The organism is Embleya sp. NBC_00888 (assembly GCF_045207655.1).
Lineage (GTDB): Bacteria > Actinomycetota > Actinomycetes > Streptomycetales > Streptomycetaceae > Embleya.
Genome location: NZ_CP108785.1, coordinates 2,941,565 through 2,957,146, shown reverse-complemented (window position 1 = coordinate 2,957,146; position 15,582 = coordinate 2,941,565). Strand labels below are relative to the sequence as shown.

Annotated in this window: 17 protein-coding genes and 1 pseudogene; 6 read left to right on the top strand and 12 right to left on the bottom strand. The window is 70.4% G+C overall.

The features are described 5' to 3' along the window. Positions 1-16: 16 nt before the first annotated feature. The 3 genes from OG948_RS47365 to OG948_RS47355 form a co-directional block, all read right to left on the bottom strand. The gene (locus OG948_RS47365; RefSeq protein ID WP_331771224.1) at positions 17-865 is read right to left on the bottom strand and encodes a hypothetical protein; all 849 of its coding nucleotides are present in this window, start codon (positions 863-865) and stop codon (positions 17-19) included. Then, positions 862-1,074, bottom strand: coding sequence for a hypothetical protein (locus OG948_RS47360; RefSeq protein ID WP_406300661.1), 213 nt, complete (start codon positions 1,072-1,074; stop codon positions 862-864). Before OG948_RS47360 ends, OG948_RS47365 begins: the two co-directional genes overlap by 4 nt. Before the next feature lie 316 nt (positions 1,075-1,390). Further along, positions 1,391-1,984 carry a hypothetical protein gene (locus tag OG948_RS47355; RefSeq protein ID WP_331771223.1) on the bottom strand — a complete coding sequence of 198 codons (594 nt, stop codon included), beginning with the start codon at positions 1,982-1,984 and terminating at the stop codon, positions 1,391-1,393. Between the two features lie 909 nt (positions 1,985-2,893). Here OG948_RS47355 and OG948_RS47350 point away from each other — a divergent pair. Then, positions 2,894-3,340: pseudogene (locus OG948_RS47350) on the top strand (ice-binding family protein); the annotation flags it as partial. Positions 3,341-3,413: 73 nt separating this feature from the next. Here the strand turns inward: OG948_RS47350 and OG948_RS47345 are convergent. Beyond that, positions 3,414-3,977, bottom strand: a complete 564-nt coding sequence (locus tag OG948_RS47345) for a hypothetical protein (RefSeq protein WP_331773669.1) — start codon at positions 3,975-3,977, stop codon at positions 3,414-3,416. A gap of 239 nt (positions 3,978-4,216) precedes the next feature. On the opposite strand from OG948_RS47345, the gene OG948_RS47340 reads away from it, so the two are divergent. Then, entirely contained in the window at positions 4,217-4,357 is a 141-nt protein-coding gene (locus OG948_RS47340; protein ID WP_331773668.1) for an LPXTG cell wall anchor domain-containing protein, read from the top strand. 140 nt (positions 4,358-4,497) lie between these two features. Here the strand turns inward: OG948_RS47340 and OG948_RS47335 are convergent, their stop codons facing one another. Both OG948_RS47335 and OG948_RS47330 read right to left on the bottom strand, forming a co-directional pair. Next, a complete protein-coding gene (locus OG948_RS47335) occupies positions 4,498-6,030 on the bottom strand; it encodes an SAM-dependent methyltransferase (protein ID WP_331771222.1) in 1,533 nt (510 codons plus the stop codon). After that, complete coding sequence (locus OG948_RS47330; protein ID WP_331771221.1) at positions 6,027-6,242, bottom strand: hypothetical protein; 216 nt, start codon at positions 6,240-6,242, stop codon at positions 6,027-6,029. The genes OG948_RS47335 and OG948_RS47330 overlap by 4 nt, the downstream gene beginning before the upstream one ends. Positions 6,243-6,416: 174 nt before the next feature. On the opposite strand from OG948_RS47330, the gene OG948_RS47325 reads away from it, so the two are divergent. Continuing rightward, the gene (locus OG948_RS47325; protein ID WP_331771220.1) at positions 6,417-6,995 is read left to right on the top strand and encodes a helix-turn-helix transcriptional regulator; all 579 of its coding nucleotides are present in this window, start codon (positions 6,417-6,419) and stop codon (positions 6,993-6,995) included. Further along, positions 6,992-7,753, top strand: coding sequence for a hypothetical protein (locus OG948_RS47320; RefSeq protein ID WP_331771219.1), 762 nt, complete (start codon positions 6,992-6,994; stop codon positions 7,751-7,753). Before OG948_RS47325 ends, OG948_RS47320 begins: the two co-directional genes overlap by 4 nt. Here OG948_RS47320 and OG948_RS47315 read toward each other — a convergent pair. From OG948_RS47315 to OG948_RS47300, 4 genes are all read right to left on the bottom strand, one after another. Further along, positions 7,750-8,283: an NUDIX hydrolase gene (locus OG948_RS47315; protein ID WP_331771218.1), complete on the bottom strand. Its 534-nt coding sequence runs from the start codon at positions 8,281-8,283 to the stop codon at positions 7,750-7,752. The genes OG948_RS47320 and OG948_RS47315 overlap by 4 nt on opposite strands. A 196-nt stretch (positions 8,284-8,479) precedes the next feature. Next, entirely contained in the window at positions 8,480-9,886 is a 1,407-nt protein-coding gene (lpdA, locus tag OG948_RS47310; protein WP_331771217.1) for a dihydrolipoyl dehydrogenase, read from the bottom strand. Positions 9,887-10,062: 176 nt separating this feature from the next. After that, the gene (locus tag OG948_RS47305; protein WP_331771216.1) at positions 10,063-10,752 is read right to left on the bottom strand and encodes a pyridoxamine 5'-phosphate oxidase family protein; all 690 of its coding nucleotides are present in this window, start codon (positions 10,750-10,752) and stop codon (positions 10,063-10,065) included. A gap of 126 nt (positions 10,753-10,878) precedes the next feature. Beyond that, positions 10,879-11,343, bottom strand: a complete 465-nt coding sequence (locus tag OG948_RS47300) for a PPOX class F420-dependent oxidoreductase (protein ID WP_331771215.1) — start codon at positions 11,341-11,343, stop codon at positions 10,879-10,881. 304 nt (positions 11,344-11,647) lie between these two features. On the opposite strand from OG948_RS47300, the gene OG948_RS47295 reads away from it, so the two are divergent. Both OG948_RS47295 and OG948_RS47290 read left to right on the top strand, forming a co-directional pair. Further along, on the top strand, positions 11,648-13,075 hold the full coding sequence (locus tag OG948_RS47295) for an aspartate aminotransferase family protein (RefSeq protein ID WP_331773533.1): 1,428 nt from the start codon (positions 11,648-11,650) through the stop codon (positions 13,073-13,075). 318 nt (positions 13,076-13,393) lie between these two features. After that, positions 13,394-13,657, top strand: a complete 264-nt coding sequence (locus tag OG948_RS47290; protein WP_331771214.1) for an acyl carrier protein — start codon at positions 13,394-13,396, stop codon at positions 13,655-13,657. Between the two features lie 173 nt (positions 13,658-13,830). On the opposite strand, the gene OG948_RS47285 is transcribed toward OG948_RS47290, so the two are convergent. Then, a complete protein-coding gene (locus OG948_RS47285) occupies positions 13,831-14,643 on the bottom strand; it encodes an alpha/beta fold hydrolase (protein ID WP_406300660.1) in 813 nt (270 codons plus the stop codon). A 318-nt stretch (positions 14,644-14,961) separates the two neighbouring features. Further along, a complete protein-coding gene (locus OG948_RS47280; RefSeq protein WP_331771212.1) occupies positions 14,962-15,321 on the bottom strand; it encodes a transposase in 360 nt (119 codons plus the stop codon). Positions 15,322-15,582: the final 261 nt, after the last annotated feature.

Sequence of the window (15,582 nt, the reverse complement as noted above, 5' to 3'; positions counted from 1 at the left end):
GCGTGCGAACGCGGCGCTAGCCGCCGTCCGGCCAGGTGCGTGGAGGGGCGGCCTTGGCCAGGTACGCCTGGGCCTCGGTGCGGTCCAGGGTCGCTTCGAGGGTGACGTCGCCGGTGATGCCCGGGTAGAACCGGCCTGCCCGCCACGAACGTTCGTACGCCGGTGGGTCCAGTACGAGCACACGCTCGCCGTCCACGACCGGGATGTCGGCGGGACAACCCTCGTTCCAGATCCACCCGCCGTCGACACCGCTCAGGTTGAACGCGCCGGTCGTGTGCGGCGCCGGCTCGAACGCGGCGTGCCGGCACACCGCGACCGCTTCGGCGGATGGCGGCTCGCCGGGGATGTGCCCGCCTGCGATGAGGATGTACGCGATCAGCGTGTGCAGTTGGAAGTTGTCGCCGATGCGGGTGACGCGCAGGCGGGATCCCGTCCCGGTGGGCCGATGCAGCACGACCAACGGTTCGTCGTCGAACATCTTGAGCAGGTAGCGCAGGCACTTGAGGTCGGCGTCGCCGAGCGCGATCTCCTCGGCGAGCGCGACCAGCGTCCCATCGGCCTGCACGGCCCGCCGTATCGCCTCGCGCGAGAGCATCGCAACGGCCGCCATCTCCCACAGAGGCAACTGCATCCACGCGGACACCGCCGCGAACTTCTCCTCGTCCAGCCCGCCCGTCGCCTCCGCGACCCGGCCGAGCACCTCACCCAGGGCCAGATGGTCCCGCTCGGGCAGGTCGCCGCCGACCGCCTCCTCCCACAGCGCCGGAAAACCCGCGACGTTGCGCAGCGCGTCCCGAACCCCGGCGAGAACCGGCCCCGAACACGCCTCCGGATCCGAGCCGTTCTCCACGCAGGCACCGATCATGACGGCAAGAATCGCCTCGGCTCCCAGGGGGTCCGCGACAGCGCGCCCGCAAGTCGCGGACCCACCTCGGCCGAGTCCTTCGGCTGCGCGTTCTCGAAGGCGTCGCGCAACTGCCCGAAGGCATCGTTCAACAGGGCTTGGTCCTGCTCCCCCAAGGCATGCTCGAGTCGGTCGACCGCCAGGTGCAAAGCACGTTCAGGAAAGATCATCCGCGCAATGTAACCACCCGCACTGCCACTTCCGCGCGCACGCCGGGAATATCGAACTCGCACCGGCCGCGGTGCGGGACACTCGGGCCGGAGCAAGCCGTCGCCGGGGCACTCTGTGGCCGGGGAGCTCTCCGGGCCCGCAGCCGCCATGGGCCGCAGGTTTCCTCCGGGCCCGGCCGGTCCGACGGGGAGACCGCGAACAGGGCTGCGCCGTCCGGAGGTGGGCCGGCTTCGGTCGTTGCGGTGCCATGCGATGGAGCGGTTCGGCACTGATCCCCGGTGGTCGGGTCAGTCCCGCGCAGAGGCCGTCGTCCACTCAGTGGCCGAAGTTGACCTGTGTCCGGTGGTGGTCGCCTTTCTCGATCGGGTCGACGAACCCGAGGGCGTAGTCCGCGGCGGAGATCGCGCCGCCGTCCTCGGGCTGGACGGCGACGTCGTCGCCGAGCCGAGAACGGCCGAGTCGTTCGCCGGGCATGCGTGCGCCGCACCTGAGCGCCGGGCTCAGGAAGACCCGGTCGAGGGTGGCGGGCGTGGCCGGGAGGTCGTCGATGACGAGCGCCGCCCGGGCGCGGATCTCGTCGTGGAGCTCTGCGGGGATGTGGCCGAGGTCGGTGACGAAGCGATCCGCGTCGGGTGCGGGGCGCAGCGACGAGTAGCCACCGACGACGAACAGGGGTGTGCCCGCGGCGTCGGCCAGACGCGCGATGGTGCGGTGGACGTCGCGGAAGCCGGCGGCGAGCGGGCCGCGTGGGGCGAGTGCGGCCACGACGTCCGCGCCCAGGCCGAACGCCTTCAGCGCGGAATCCGCGTACGCATCCGCCGGTTCCCCACCGTCACCCCAGACGATCCGGCATCCCAGCCGCTCGAACTTCGGTGGCCGAATCTCTCGGTCATCGATCTTCGATGACAACGATCAAGGCTCGCCGGCACGGGACACCACCACGGGCACCTGCATCGAGATGGCGTCCCGCTTCCTGGAACGCGTCTTCCTGGGTCTGGCCGCACGTGCCATCCGAGGACGAGTCGAACGGCGGCTTGGCGAACAACCGTTCATGACGGAACGAACGTTCGAATATGGGGTCTCGACCTGGGATTCGCAAACCGGGCGTGGCATTCCCCCCACGACGAGGTCCCCGAATCGGCCTGGACACCCACACTCGACGCCGTGCGCTTCGTGCGCGGCCTCGGACCGGCGCTCCGCGGCTCCGGAATCCGGTCGAGGCCGGCCCACACGGCGGCCGAGTACACACGCGCCCGCCGATCGGCGTTGCGACACGTCGAGAGCTCTCGCGTCGACATGCGCGCGGGGCCGTCCTTGGCCGCCGGGACGGGGCGTTCGGGGAATCGCACAAAACCACCCGTTTGACTCCCGGTAAATGTGATCGACGGATGATCTCATTACGGGCATTGGGCGATGAATTGTGACGATTTGCGCCCTTTGTCCCACGGTGAGCACGTCCGCACGTTCTGTGAGACGACGCGCTCGCCCACCCTCGTCGCCCCGACGCCTACGGCAGTCCCCCACCCGGAACACGTCTGCCGGCCGGCTGTTCGACGGCGACCGAGTACGCGAAAGGCCCAGTTCATGGCAATCGATGGTGCCCGTTCCACGGGCTTCCGAGAACCGAGGCATTCCCGATCCGCGGCAGTGACGGCGATCATTCTCGGGCTGGTCCTACTGGCTTCGGCCGCTCTCGTGTCGATAGCGCCCGGCGCACGTGCGGCAACGGCCACGGTGAACCTGGGGACCGCGGACAGTTACGCGGTGCTGGGCGGGCAGACCGTCACCAACACCGGCCCCAGCGTCATCAGCGGGAACCTGGGCGTCAGTCCGGGCAGCGCGGTCGTCGGGTTTCCGCCGGGGCTCGTCACCAACGGCACCATCACCACGGCCGCCGCAGCGGCCGGACCACAGGCGGACCTGACCATCGCCTACAACGACGCCGCCGGGCGAGCCCCCACCGCGAGCGTCGCGGGAGACCTCGTCGGCCTGACCCTGGTCTCCGGCGTCTACAACTCCACCGGACCCCTCGGCCTCACCGGCACCGTCACCCTCGACGCGCAGGGGGACCCCAACGCGGTCTTCATCTTCCAGATCGCGTCCACCCTGATCACCGGGTCCGCCAGTACCGTCGCGCTCATCAACGGCGCCCAGGCGTGCAACGTCTTCTGGCAGGTCGGCAGTTCGGCCACGCTCGGGACGAACACCACCTTCAAGGGCACGATCATGGCGTTGACCTCCATCTCGGTCACCACCGGATCGACCATCGAAGGCCGAGCCCTCGCCCGCAATGGATCGACCACCCTGGACACGAACGTCATCACCAAGCCGTCCTGCATCATCGGCCCGAGCGGTCCGCCCGGACCGAGCGGACCTCCCGGACCCAGCGGACCGCCCGGACCGTCCGGCTCTCCCGGTGCGCCCGGCTCTCCGGGGGCACCCGGCTCCCCGGGTGCGCCCGGCTCCCCAGGTGCACCCGGCTCTCCCGGTGCACCCGGCTCCCCAGGTACGCCCGGCTCCCCAGGTACGCCCGGCTCTCCCGGTGCACCCGGCTCCCCAGGTACGCCCGGCTCCCCAGGTACGCCCGGCTCCCCGGGTGCACCCGGCTCCCCAGGTACGCCCGGCTCCCCAGGTGCACCCGGCTCCCCAGGTGCACCCGGCTCCCCAGGTGCACCCGGCTCTCCCGGTGCGCCCGGCTCCCCAGGTGCGCCCGGCTCTCCCGGTGCGCCCGGCTCCCCAGGTGCGCCCGGCTCCCCAGGTGCGCCTGGCTCCCCAGGTGCACCCGGCTCTCCCGGTGCACCCGGCTCCCCAGGTCCGGCAGGCCCCGCGGGCCCGTCAGGTCCGGCAGGTCCGGCAGGACCGTCGGGTCCGGCTGGTCCCGGCACTTCCAGCCCGTCCGCATCGGGTCGTCCGACCGGCTCCCACCGACCCACCCACGCACCCGGAACCCATGGACCCGGTCACGGCTCCAACCGACCCACCCACGCACCCGGATCCGATGCACCCGGTCACGACTCCCAGCGACCCGCCCACGCGGCGGAATCCCAGGCGCCCGGTAACGGTGGCCCCGGACAGCACCGCGGTGACGCCGCGAACGCACAGGCCCCGCAGGGCTCGCCCGCACCCGGAAGCCACGCACAGTTGGCGGCCACCGGTTCGAACAACTTCGTCGGCCTGATGGCCGGCATCGGTGTCGCGATGCTGGCCCTGGGCGCCCTCGTCCTGATCCACCAGCGCAAGCGGCGCGCCCAACAGACCGATTCGGGAGGCCTCGACGGATAACCCAACAATCCGGCGGTGAGGCCCACACCGCCACGGCCATCCGCCCCCGCCCGCGTCGTGCAACGACCGCGGACGGGGGCGGATCGCGTCTCGAACGACTCGTACACGACTCACCCGAACCCCAAGCGGCCACGGAAGGCTCACCGAGCGCGCCGAAGCCGACTGCGCTCCCCTGACGTTCGCGAGCCAGAGCGCAACAAGGCTCCGGAACCCTCGATCGATTCACGACTCATTGAGGTGCGTCCATGCGCGGGCGAGTCGGGGCGCCATCGGGAGATCTCGACCATGCCCGGCTCCACCGGGTCCGTTCGGGCGAGGAAGCCGTCGACCTCGGGGCGTTCACGCACCCGGCCCCACCTGCCGCCGGTGGCGCGGGTCATGTGGCCGGTGTAGCGGTGGCGCATGGACGCGTCGTCGGCGACGAGGTGGCTGACGGCGACGAAACTGCCCGGACCCAGGCGCCCGGTGATCGCTCGGACCAGCGCGGCGGGGTCGGCGGAGTCGGGTACGCAGTGCAGCACCGCGAGCAGGAGCACGGCCACGGGCCGTTCGAGGTCGAGGAGCCGGGTCGTGCGCGGATCGGCGAACACGGAGTCGGTATCGGTGAGGTCGGCGTGCACGACGGCCACGCCGGCTCCGTCGTCGAGGACGATCCTCGCGTGGCCCCAGACTTGCGGATCACGATCGACGTAGACCGTGCGCGAGGAGGCATCGATGTCCCGGGCGATCTCGTGGACGTGCCGGAAGCGCCGGCGACCGACCCTTGCGGCCGGGGTGGGCAGGCCACAGCCCAGGTCCAGGAACTGCCGTACGCCGCACCGGGCGGCGAGGAAGTGGACGACGCGCTCCAGGTAGCGACGGTTCTCCTGGGCGAGTTGCGGCAGGTCGGGGACGAGGTCGTGCAGCGGGCGGAGGGCGGTGAGATCGACGGAATAGGAATCGGTGCCGCCGAGGGCCCAGTCGTACATGCGTGCGTCGGACGCCACACTCACATCGATCACCGGCACACGGCGGCACCCGTCCGAGTCGGACATGGTCGTTGCTCCAGACGGAGAGAAGCCTGGCCGGGCGTAGGGCGTGCATGACGGCATCGCGCGCGCCCGACCGAGGCGGTCCGGGGGTGGTCGGATTCGGCAGCAGCAGGGCGGCCCCAGGTTGCTCCTGTGATCGCGATCGAGGTCGGCGAGCGTCAGGACGTGCAGGTCGGCCGGTCCGCGCAGGCCGGCCAGACAGCGCATGAAGCGCGGACCGCCGTCCTCCGGATCCGCGTCCGCGAGGAACACCCAGGACGAGGGGCCGCATTCGGTGATCAACCACCCGCACTGCCCGTGCGCCCACTGCGCGGCGAGCAGGACGGCGAGCGCGATCCCATGCCCTTGTTCCGGCTTGCGCGGAAGCGGCATCCCGTCGACCTCACGCACCTCGACACACGCGAGGGGACCGTCCGGCGGCACGGTGGCCGGCACCTGCAACTCGTAGAAACGAGCGACGGATCGCCGATAGGCGTCGGACACGAGCGAGGAGGTCGCAAGCACGAGATCCTCCCGCTGCGCACCGACCACCCCGACTTCGTCACACACCCGCCGCACGGACGCCCGCGCCTGCGCGGCCGCTTCCGGTCCGGCGGCCAACATCCGGAACACCACCGCGGAGTTCAGGTGTGTACCGATCACCCGAACCCCCTGATGGTGGCCGAGCCTTCAAGGGCCCGGGTCAGGCTCGCGTGCAGCAACTCGGCACCCACGCCGTCGAGCAGCAGGTTGATCTCACCCACCGGCGCGGCGGCGGCGTCGCACAAGAGCAGGGGAACCGTGATGATGTCGGTGATCTTGTCCCGGGCAACGGGACGGTCGGGATCGATGGCGGTGAATCGGAATTTGGTCATGGCTCACCTGGCGATTCGCTGGCACTTGGCTCGATGGAAGGACTCTCTGACACGACTCTGGAGGACACCGCCGTATTCAAGCCATGAGCAGCGGTCTTGACCGGAGCACATGTACGCTCACGCTCAGCGAGCGATTTCCATGACTTCACGTCATAACCGCAGCCAGGGGGTCACATGCGGCGTGACGCTTTCGAACCGATAAATCTTCCTGATGAGGTCTGGCAACGGCCCCACGTCACGGCCGCTTTGCGTGATCGTCGCATCGGACACCTGTTCTCGTTCGTCCTCGACGCGGCCAATGGATTCGGTATCTCGCAGACGCGAATCGCGAACCTCACCCTGATGGAGCAAAGCGAGGTGAGCCGCATCAAGCAGGGCAACCGCACGGTCGCGGCCATCGATGTTCTCGAACGGATCGCGCTTGCGTTCGGGATGCCCAACAGCGCACGGAACGCCCTGGGTCTCGCCTCGCTGCCCGAGAACGAGAAGGAACTGCCCACCGCTTCCCCCTCGCCAATCGTGGTCCCATTCCCGGAACCGACGCGTCTCCCCTCGACCGTTCTCGACGAACTGCTCAACGTCGCGCTACCCGGCAGCCGCGTGCGGCAGGGCACCATCCGGCCTTCGAGGCCTCCATCGTTCACTTTTGGCAGCAGGACGATCAGTACGGCGGGGACACGTTGCGACCCGCCGTCGTGGCACAACTACGCCATGCCCAAGGACTCCTTCAGGATTGCCGAGATGCCCATATGAGACGTCAACTGCTCTCGATTGCGGCAGAGTTGGCGCGACTCAGTGGATGGACCTGCTTCGATTCTCGGCTGTGCAGCACGGCGAGGAACTTCTTTGAAGAGTCCCTGCGGCTGGCGAAGGACAACGGGGATATGAACTTCGTGGCCAACATCCTGTCCTCGCTCAGCTTGCAAGGAACGTATGAGGGGCGTTCGCCCATGAACGCCGTGGCCCTGGCGCGAGCCGGACAGGATGCATGCAGGCAGACCGCGACGCCACGGGTGATGGCGATGCTCTCGATGCGGGAGGCGTTCGCTCATGCCGCACTCAAGGACGAGGCAAGTTGCAGGCGCACCATCGACGACGCGCAACGACATCTCGAAGAAGCGGACGACGTTCCGGGGGATCCGCCCTGGGTCTCCTACTTCACGGAACTCAAGCTCAAGATTGATACGGGAATCGCACTGAGCAAGCTGGGCGATGTGAAGACCGCTACGCCCATCCTCGCCCAGGCTGTGGCCGAGGCAGAGAGCACGAACGCCAGGAATCTCGCGTTCCATTCGTACTGGTTGGCGGCAACGCTCGTTGCTTCCGGCGAAATCGACCAGGCAGGGGTCACTGCGACCGAGACGCTGGAAATCGCCGAGAACGTTGAGTCGCGACGCGTCCTCGGGCACATCGGGGAGTTGCACTCGATGCTCGCTCCGCACCGAACATCGACTGCCGTGCGCGACTTCCACGACCGCGCAACCACGTTCCTCCAGGAGGCGGACCGCTAGCTGCTTTTGTGGTCGAGGAGTACATACAGCAAGCCCACGACGGCGGCACTGCTGACGATCTCGCGACGGTCGATCATGCCGCGCACCTCGGAGATCGGGATCCACTCGATGCGATCCGACTCGTTCACCTCGGTTGGCTCCCCAACCCTTTCCAAATGATCGGCGCGGAAGAGGTAGTGCTCGGAATCGGTGATGCCGTTCGCCGGTTGCGCGTAGACGATGGGCGAGATCGTGCCCGGTCGCCAACCGGTTTCTTCCTCCAGTTCGCGGGCGGCTGCCTCAGCGGGAGTCTCGCCGTCCTCGATGAGACCCATCGGGATCTCCCAGGCCCACGAATCCGTGATGAACCGATGCCGCCACATGAGCAGGACGCGGTCCTGGGCATCCACCGCGACGGTCGCGGCGAGGTGCCGCATCTTGACGACGTGGTGTTCCCATCGACGGCCGTCGGGCTGCTCGACGTCGACCATCCACAGGTTCACCCACTTGTTCTCATAGACCGGTCGCTCGCCGTGGATCGTCCAGCGCATCAGCGCACATCCCTTCTCGCACGTCCGCTACACAGGATGCCGGCGCGAACACGCGAAAGCCGCCACGGCGATGCCGACATCGCATCGGAGGAAGCCGCCCCGCCCGGGTGGGCGAGGCGGCTTTCGTTCCGGGGTCCGGAAAGGTGGTCTCCGGGGAGCCGCTGGACGCTGCGACGCAGGTCGGCGGGCCGCCGTGTCACATGTTGATCATGTGGCCGGCGAGGCCGTGGATGGCTTCCTTGACGGCTTCGCCGAGGGTGGGGTGGGCGTGGACGTTGCGGGCGACCTCGTGGACCGTGAGGTCCCACTGTTGGGCCAGAGTGAGCTCGGGGAGGAGCTCGGTGACCTCGGGGCCGATCAGGTGGGCGCCGAGGAGTTCGCCGTGGGTGCCGTCGCTGATCACCTTGACGAAGCCGACCGGGTCGCCGAGGCCGTGTGCCTTGCCGTTGGCGGTGAACGGGAACTTGGCGACCCGAACGTCGAAGCCCTGCTCGCGGGCCTGCGCCTCGGTCCAGCCGAAGCTGGCGATCTGCGGCTGGCAGTACGTGGCGCGCGGGATCATCACGAAGTCGAGTTCCATGGTCTCGGCGCCCGCGATCGTCTCGGCGGCGATCACCGCCATCGACTCGGCCGCGTGCGCGAGCATCAGCTTCGCGGTGACGTCGCCGATCGCGTAGATGTGCGGGATGTTGGTGCGGCCCCGGCCGTCCACGTCGATCGCGCCGCGCTCGGTGAGGCGCACGCCGATGGTCTCCAGGCCGTAGCCGGTCACGCGCGGGGCGAAGCCGATCGCCTGGAGGACCTTGTCGGCTTCCAGGACCTGCTGCTGCCCGTCGCGGGTGACGGTGACCCGGACCTTCGCGTTCGGGTCGCTGTCGTCGATCGACTCGACCCGGGTCGAGGTCAGGATCTCGATGCCCAACCGGCGGTAGCGCTTGGCGAGTTCAGTGGAGACCTCGACGTCCTCCAGCGGGACGACCCGGTCGAGGAACTCGACGATGGTCACCTTCACGCCGTAGTTGTGCAGGACGTACGCGAACTCGACGCCGATCGCGCCGGCGCCGGCGATGATGATGCTCTCCGGCAGCCGGTCGGTGAGGATCTGCTCCTCGTAGGTGACCACGCGCTCACTGAGCGAGGTGCCCGGCAGCAGCCGGGTGCTCGCGCCCGCCGCGATGATGCAGTGGTCGAAGGTGACGGTCTGGACGCCGCCCGCGGTCAGCGAGACGTCCAGCGTGTGCGCGTCGACGAACGAGCCGCGGCCGTCGAACTCGGTGATGCCGTTCTTCTTCATCAGGTAGTGCACGCCGTTGACCCGGCCGTCCGCGACCTTGCGACTGCGCTTGAACGCGGCGTCGTAGTCGAACGTCACCGAACCCTCGACGCGGATCCCGAAGGTCTTGGCCTCCTGCGTGAAGATGTGCGCGAGTTCCGCGTTGCGCAGCAGCGCCTTCGACGGGATGCAGCCGACGTTCAGGCAGACGCCGCCCCAGTACTTCTGCTCGATGACCGCGACCCGCAGTCCGAGCTGCGCGCTGCGAACCGCCGCGGTGTACCCGCCGGGACCGGCACCCAGGACAACGACGTCAAAGTGTGTACTCATGATTCACACGATATGCGGCCGGCCCGGATGGCGGCGCGGCGGCCGTGACGGGCACCGACACGGGCACCGACGCGGCCGCCGGGACGGGGAGGCACGCGGCCGGGGCACGCACCGACGCACGCACCGACGCGCACCCTGACCGCGTCCCCCGACCGCGTGCCTCCCGTCCCGCGCCCCTACGCGTCGGCGCCCACCACCGGCCGCACCCGTCGGCCGGTCACCCCTTCCGCGCGGATCCGGATGCACACGTCCCGACGGCCCGCCGGCCACGGGCCCTCCGCGTCCGACGGCGCGTCCGACGGGTCCTCGTCCCGCTCCGCCGTGCCCCGGATCAGCACGCTCCAGCCGATCCGGGCGGCGTCGACGATGTCGTCCACCTCGAACAGGACCGGGCCGGCGACCCGGGCCAGGGACGAGTCGGCGGCCGTACAGAACATCACGTCGCGGCCGAGCATGACGTAGTTCACCGGCAGTACGAACGGGTCGGGCCCGTCGAGCACCGCGATCCGGCCGACCAATTGGAGGAGCAGGTGGGCCTGGCACTCCTCGTCGCTCATCTCCACCAACTCCCGGCCCGGACCCGGATCCTGGCCCGGCGGCCGGGGCGGCGTCCGGTGCGTGAAGGCGGCCGGCGGCGCGGAGAGCAGGTCGTCGACGGTGGTCTCCAGCGCGTCGGCGAGTCGGGACAGTCCGGGCGCGGACGGTGGCGTGGATCCGCTCTCGACGGAGTTCACCCACGCCCCGGGCAACCCGGTACGGCGGGCGATGTCCGCCACGGAGAGCCCGAGTTCACGGCGCCGGGCGCTCACTCGCCCGGGCAGCGCATCGGTGGATGGACGGACGGTACCCGCAGTCTCCTCGGTCATCACACCAGCCCACTCCCCGCGCACCGGTTTCGGCGGGCATTGCGCCGATCGGCGGCGCGCCCCGACCACGTCGCGCCCCAACCGGTCGAGCCGACCACGTCGAGCCCGACGCCGTCGGCGTCGCGGCTACTCGGCCTCGGCCGGGCGGGCCGGGAAGCCGCCGGTGGCGATCGGCCCCCAGCGCTCGATGTGGATGCGGATCAGCGACTTGTCCTGCTTGCGCATCGCCTCGCGGTACTCGTCCCAGTCCGGGTGCTCGCCCGCGATACAGCGGAAGTACTCGACCAGCGGCTCCAGCGCGTCCGGCATGTCCAACACCTCGGCCCGGCCGTCCACCTGCACGTACGGACCGTTCCAGTCGTCCGAGACCACACACATGGACACCCGTTCGTCCCGGCGGGCGTTGCGCGCCTTGGCCCGATCGGGGTATGTGGAGACCACGATCCGGCCCGCCTCGTCGACACCGCAGGACACCGGGGACATCTGTGGACGCCCGTCCGCGCGGGTGGTGGCGAGCAGACCGCGGTGGCGCGGGCGCAGGAATTCGAGCAGCTCGGGCAACTCGGGATGGCGGGCGGTCGCGATGGCCATGGTTCTGCCCTTCGAGGCGAGTTCTTCGAACGCTCCCAACCCTGGGAAGCGTTCCCAACCCTAGAGAGCACGCCCCGCGTCAGCCTGGCCGCGACACACCCACCCACACCCGACGGCCGCTCCCCGCGCAGACATCCGGAGACCCCCGCAGACCCCACCGACCCCACTGACGCCTACAGACATCGCGCACCCCGCCGCGCTACCGTGCCCCAACCCGCGACCGGGTCGCGCAACCACCCGCTCCCGGGCTCACACCCGCATTCGCAAGCAGTCGCACATCGCACTCGGGGAGGCACGCGTGGGCATGTTCGCGGACGGCCGGCCGGTGGCCGAGGTACTCGCGGAACTGACGGCGATGCACGCCGCCGACGAACCCGGGCGCGGACGGCCCGGCGTGGCCAACACGTTCGACTCCGGCGCCGCCTCCGTCGAGGAGGTCGCCGTCCGCGCGTTCGAGTTGTACCTGCATGTGAACGGCCTGTACCCGACCTCCTTCCCGAGCGTCGCGACGCTGGAGCACCAAGTGGTCGCGGCCGTCGGCGAGATGCTGCACGCGCCGGCGGGCGCGGCCGGCAGTTGGACCAGCGGCGGTACGGAAAGCTGCCTCCTGGCCGCCAAGGCGGCTCGGGACGCGCGGCCCGACCCGGCCCGCCCGCAGATCGTGTTCGCCCGCTCGGCACACGCCGCATGGGCGAAGGCCGCGAAGTACTTCGGCCTCGACCCGGTGATCGTGGACATCGACCCGGTCCACATGACCGCCGACGTCGCCGCGATCGACCGCGCGATCACCGACGACACCGTCCTGGTGGTCGCCTCGGCACCCTCCTACGGCCACGGCGTCGTCGACGCCATCCCCGAGATCGCCGCCCTCTGCGCGCGACGCGGCGTGCGCTGCCACGTGGACGCGTGCATCGGCGGCTGGGTGCTGCCGTTCGCCGAACGGCTCGGACACGACGTGCCTGCCTGGGACTTCCGGGTGCCGGGTGTGGACTCGATCTCGGTGGACCTGCACAAGTACGGCTACGCGCCCAAGGGTTGCTCGATCCTGCTGTACCGCACGGCCGCGCTGCGCCGAACCCAGTACTTCGTCGCCGCCGACTGGACCGGCTATCCGGTGGTGAATCCGACCATGCAGAGCTCGAAGTCCGGCGGCCTGATCGCCGCCGCGTGGGCGGTGATGCGTCATCTGGGCGCCGACGGGTATCGCGACCTGGTCAGCCGCACCCTGGCCGCCACCGAGAGCCTGGTCGAGGGGATCGGCGCCATCGCGGGCCTGCGGGTGCTGGGTTCGCCCGCCGCGAGCCTGGTCGCGGTGACCACGAACGGCGTCGACTTCTTCGCGTTCCTGGACGAGTTGGAACGCCTGGGTTGGGCCGTGCAGCCGCAGTTGTCCCAACCCGGCATCCCGCCGACCATCCACCTCACCATGACCGCGACCCACGGCCCGTACGTCCCGGACCTGCTCACCGCGCTGCGGGCGGCGGTCCGCGCGGCCGGCGAGCGCGACCCGCTGCCCACGCCCGAACAACTGCGCTCCGTCGACGAACTCGCCGCCCTCGCCGAGTCCGAAGCGGGTGTGTCCGCCGACGCGCTGACCGAACTCATGGTCAAGACCGGCCTGTTGACCGACGGGCGGATGGCCCCGGTACACGCGCTCCTCGACCGCCTCCCCTCGCGGCTGCGCGAAGCCGTACTCCTGGCCTTCTTCGAGGGTCTCAACCCGCCGCTGTGACGGCGGCCGACGACGCGACCCGGCCCGGGCCCGGCCGGCGGATCGATCCGCCCACCACCGGGACCACGCGCGGGATCGATTCGCCATGCTTCGCCACCTGCGACGGGCCGGTCCCGTCCTACCGCCGGGACCTGCGCGCCGACTAGCGTTTCCGGGGCGACAGGAGCCGGTGTCGGGTCGGTGGGCGACCTCGGGACAGGCCGTCGGATCGACCCGGGAGGCCTCTCCGTGCCGCCCCGGATCGCTCCTGTCGACGCGCCGCCCGCTTCGGACATCCCGCGCCCGGGACGCATCCATGACCCGTCAAGGAGCCTCGCCATGCCCGTGAACGCCGCCCTGCTCGACGAGATCGTCGATCAGACCGCCCGACTCGTCTCCCTCGACATCTCCCGGATCGACCCGGACGACACGTTCGCGGAACTGGGCGTGGACGCGACTCTCGCGGTCGAGTTCGCGGACGTCCTCGGCAAGCGGTACGGCATCGCCGTGGAGCCGAAGGCGATCCTGGAACGCGTCACCCCCAGCGGACTGGCCGAGTTCGTCGACCAGGCGCGGGCGGGGCGCGCGGGCCGAACCGGATGACCCGGTGCCGTGGACGTGCGGCGGGAACACGACGCGGTGGCGCTCACGCCGGGGGCGCTGCCGCGGCGTCCGCCGCGATGCCACCGCTCGCCGGCCGCGTCCGTCGCGACACCGAACGCCGAGGGGGCGCAGGTCCGGCGGGCGCGGAACGGGCGGTGTTCGTGCCGGGCCGGTCAGCCGCCTTCGGCCTTCGCGGGCATGCCCCGCCGACCCGCAAGGAACGTCCGGAGCACCGCCAGGGAACGCTCCGGGTCCTCCCGGAAGGCGCCGTGGCCCGCGCCCGGCAGGACGTGCAGCCGGGTCTCGGCGTTGACCAACCCGGCGGCCAGTCGTCGGGCCGCGCTCGCGGTGGCCACCGGGTCGTGTTCGCCGGCCAGGATCAGCGTCGGACAGGTGATCTCGGCGAGCCGGGCCCAGCCGCCGAAGTCGTCCGCCGAATGCCGCCGAAAGCGTTCCAGGACGTCGTGGTTCCAGCGGATCCGACGCTGCCGGTTCGCGGCGTCCGGATCGCCGTCCGTGCGTTGCGAGTACAGCGGCAGGCAGACGTCCTCCCAGTCCCGCCGGATGCTCTCGGGGCTCTCGCCGCTCCAGTACCGGCGCGCGATCTCGCGCGCCGGTACTCCGCCGAGCCGTTCGAACACGTCGAGCCGTTCGGCGATGCGCCCGGGCATCACGCTGTCCAGTACGAGTCGGCCGACCCGCCCCGGGTGTCGGATCGCGGCGGTCAGCGCGACCCAGCCGCCGCTGGAGGTGCCCACCAGGATCGGAGCGGCGATGTCGAGCGCGTCGCAGAACGCGATCACGTCGTCGGCCCACCGATCCCAGGTCCACTGCTCCGGGTCGCCCCGATCGGATCGGCCGCTGCCGCGTTGGTCGAGGTAGACGACCTGCGCGAAGCGCGCGGCCGCGTACATCGCGGGCTTGAACGACGAGTGGTCGGCGCCGGGTCCGCCGTGCAACAGCACCAGGGTCGGCCGCTCGACCATGATCGGACCGTACGGCACGACCCTCGGTCCATCCACGTCGAAATACAGTCGGATGTCACCTATCGACACACGCATGTGAACATCGTGACAGACCACCCGGCGCAAGGCGGCGGGACGGCGGCACCGCGCGGATGGATCGGGCGGTGGCACGGCGGGCGCAGGCGCGGCGTGCCGAAAGGTCGTGGCATCGAGTGCGGGCACGGACACGGTCCGTGCGAACAATCCGCTTGCCCGGGCCGGATCGGAACGACTTTCATGGACACGTCGCGTCGTACGCCGGCCGGCACGATCGCGCCGCCGGCCGGGTTTCGTGCGGCGTCAGCGGTCGGCGGTTCCGTTCGCGGCGCCCTGCGCCGTTCCGGTCGCCGCACCGCTCGGAGGGGTCGGCGTCGTATCGACCTCGATCAGCCAGTCCAGGTTGCCGTCCGGGTCCGGACAGACCTGCAGGCGGGTCCGGATGCGACGCCAGGTGCCGTCCTTCGCCCACACCGTGTACCGGTGGTAAACGGTCTGCCACGGCCCGAACCGGTCCGGCAACTCGCGCCACGGACAGCCGTTTTCGTACTTCCAGGCCACCGCGTCGATCATCGCGCGGTGATCGATCCACCGACCGCCGCGCCGTGGCGAGGCGCGATCCGGCAACAGCGGCTCGACCATCGTCCACTGACTGTTCGTCAATCCACCCCAACGACCCACACCCCACCAACGACCGACCCGGCGATCCGACACGGCTCCCGGTCGCCGACCGCACGACGCGCTGCGCGCGGCCGGATCCGCCGGAGTGTGGCGGGGCGCGTGACCCAACCTGCGCTCCCCGCCCCGCTACCCGAACTCGCCCTCGTATGGGGACGGTTCACCACTGTCGGTCGGGCGCGCGGGCAAGCGTGCCACGGGTCGGGCACGCCCGGCTCGTACGCCCGTACGCCCCTGCCGGGCGGC

Bases quoted from the DNA above. Each gene is read 5' to 3' on its own strand.
- OG948_RS47365 (WP_331771224.1), bottom strand. From the start codon at position 865: ATGATCGGTGCCTGCGTGGAGAACGGCTCGGATCCGGAGGCGTGTTCG.
- OG948_RS47360 (WP_406300661.1), bottom strand. From the start codon at position 1,074: ATGATCTTTCCTGAACGTGCTTTGCACCTGGCGGTCGACCGACTCGAG.
- OG948_RS47345 (WP_331773669.1), bottom strand. From the start codon at position 3,977: ATGCGGACGGGCTGGAAGTGCCGGGACCAGCCGGACCCGACGGTCCTG.
- OG948_RS47330 (WP_331771221.1), bottom strand. From the start codon at position 6,242: ATGACCAAATTCCGATTCACCGCCATCGATCCCGACCGTCCCGTTGCC.
- OG948_RS47325 (WP_331771220.1), top strand. From the start codon at position 6,417: ATGCGGCGTGACGCTTTCGAACCGATAAATCTTCCTGATGAGGTCTGG.
- OG948_RS47320 (WP_331771219.1), top strand. From the start codon at position 6,992: ATGAGACGTCAACTGCTCTCGATTGCGGCAGAGTTGGCGCGACTCAGT.
- OG948_RS47315 (WP_331771218.1), bottom strand. From the start codon at position 8,283: ATGCGCTGGACGATCCACGGCGAGCGACCGGTCTATGAGAACAAGTGG.
- lpdA (WP_331771217.1), bottom strand. From the start codon at position 9,886: ATGAGTACACACTTTGACGTCGTTGTCCTGGGTGCCGGTCCCGGCGGG.
- OG948_RS47305 (WP_331771216.1), bottom strand. From the start codon at position 10,752: ATGACCGAGGAGACTGCGGGTACCGTCCGTCCATCCACCGATGCGCTG.
- OG948_RS47300 (WP_331771215.1), bottom strand. From the start codon at position 11,343: ATGGCCATCGCGACCGCCCGCCATCCCGAGTTGCCCGAGCTGCTCGAA.
- OG948_RS47295 (WP_331773533.1), top strand. From the start codon at position 11,648: ATGTTCGCGGACGGCCGGCCGGTGGCCGAGGTACTCGCGGAACTGACG.
- OG948_RS47290 (WP_331771214.1), top strand. From the start codon at position 13,394: ATGCCCGTGAACGCCGCCCTGCTCGACGAGATCGTCGATCAGACCGCC.
- OG948_RS47285 (WP_406300660.1), bottom strand. From the start codon at position 14,643: ATGGTCGAGCGGCCGACCCTGGTGCTGTTGCACGGCGGACCCGGCGCC.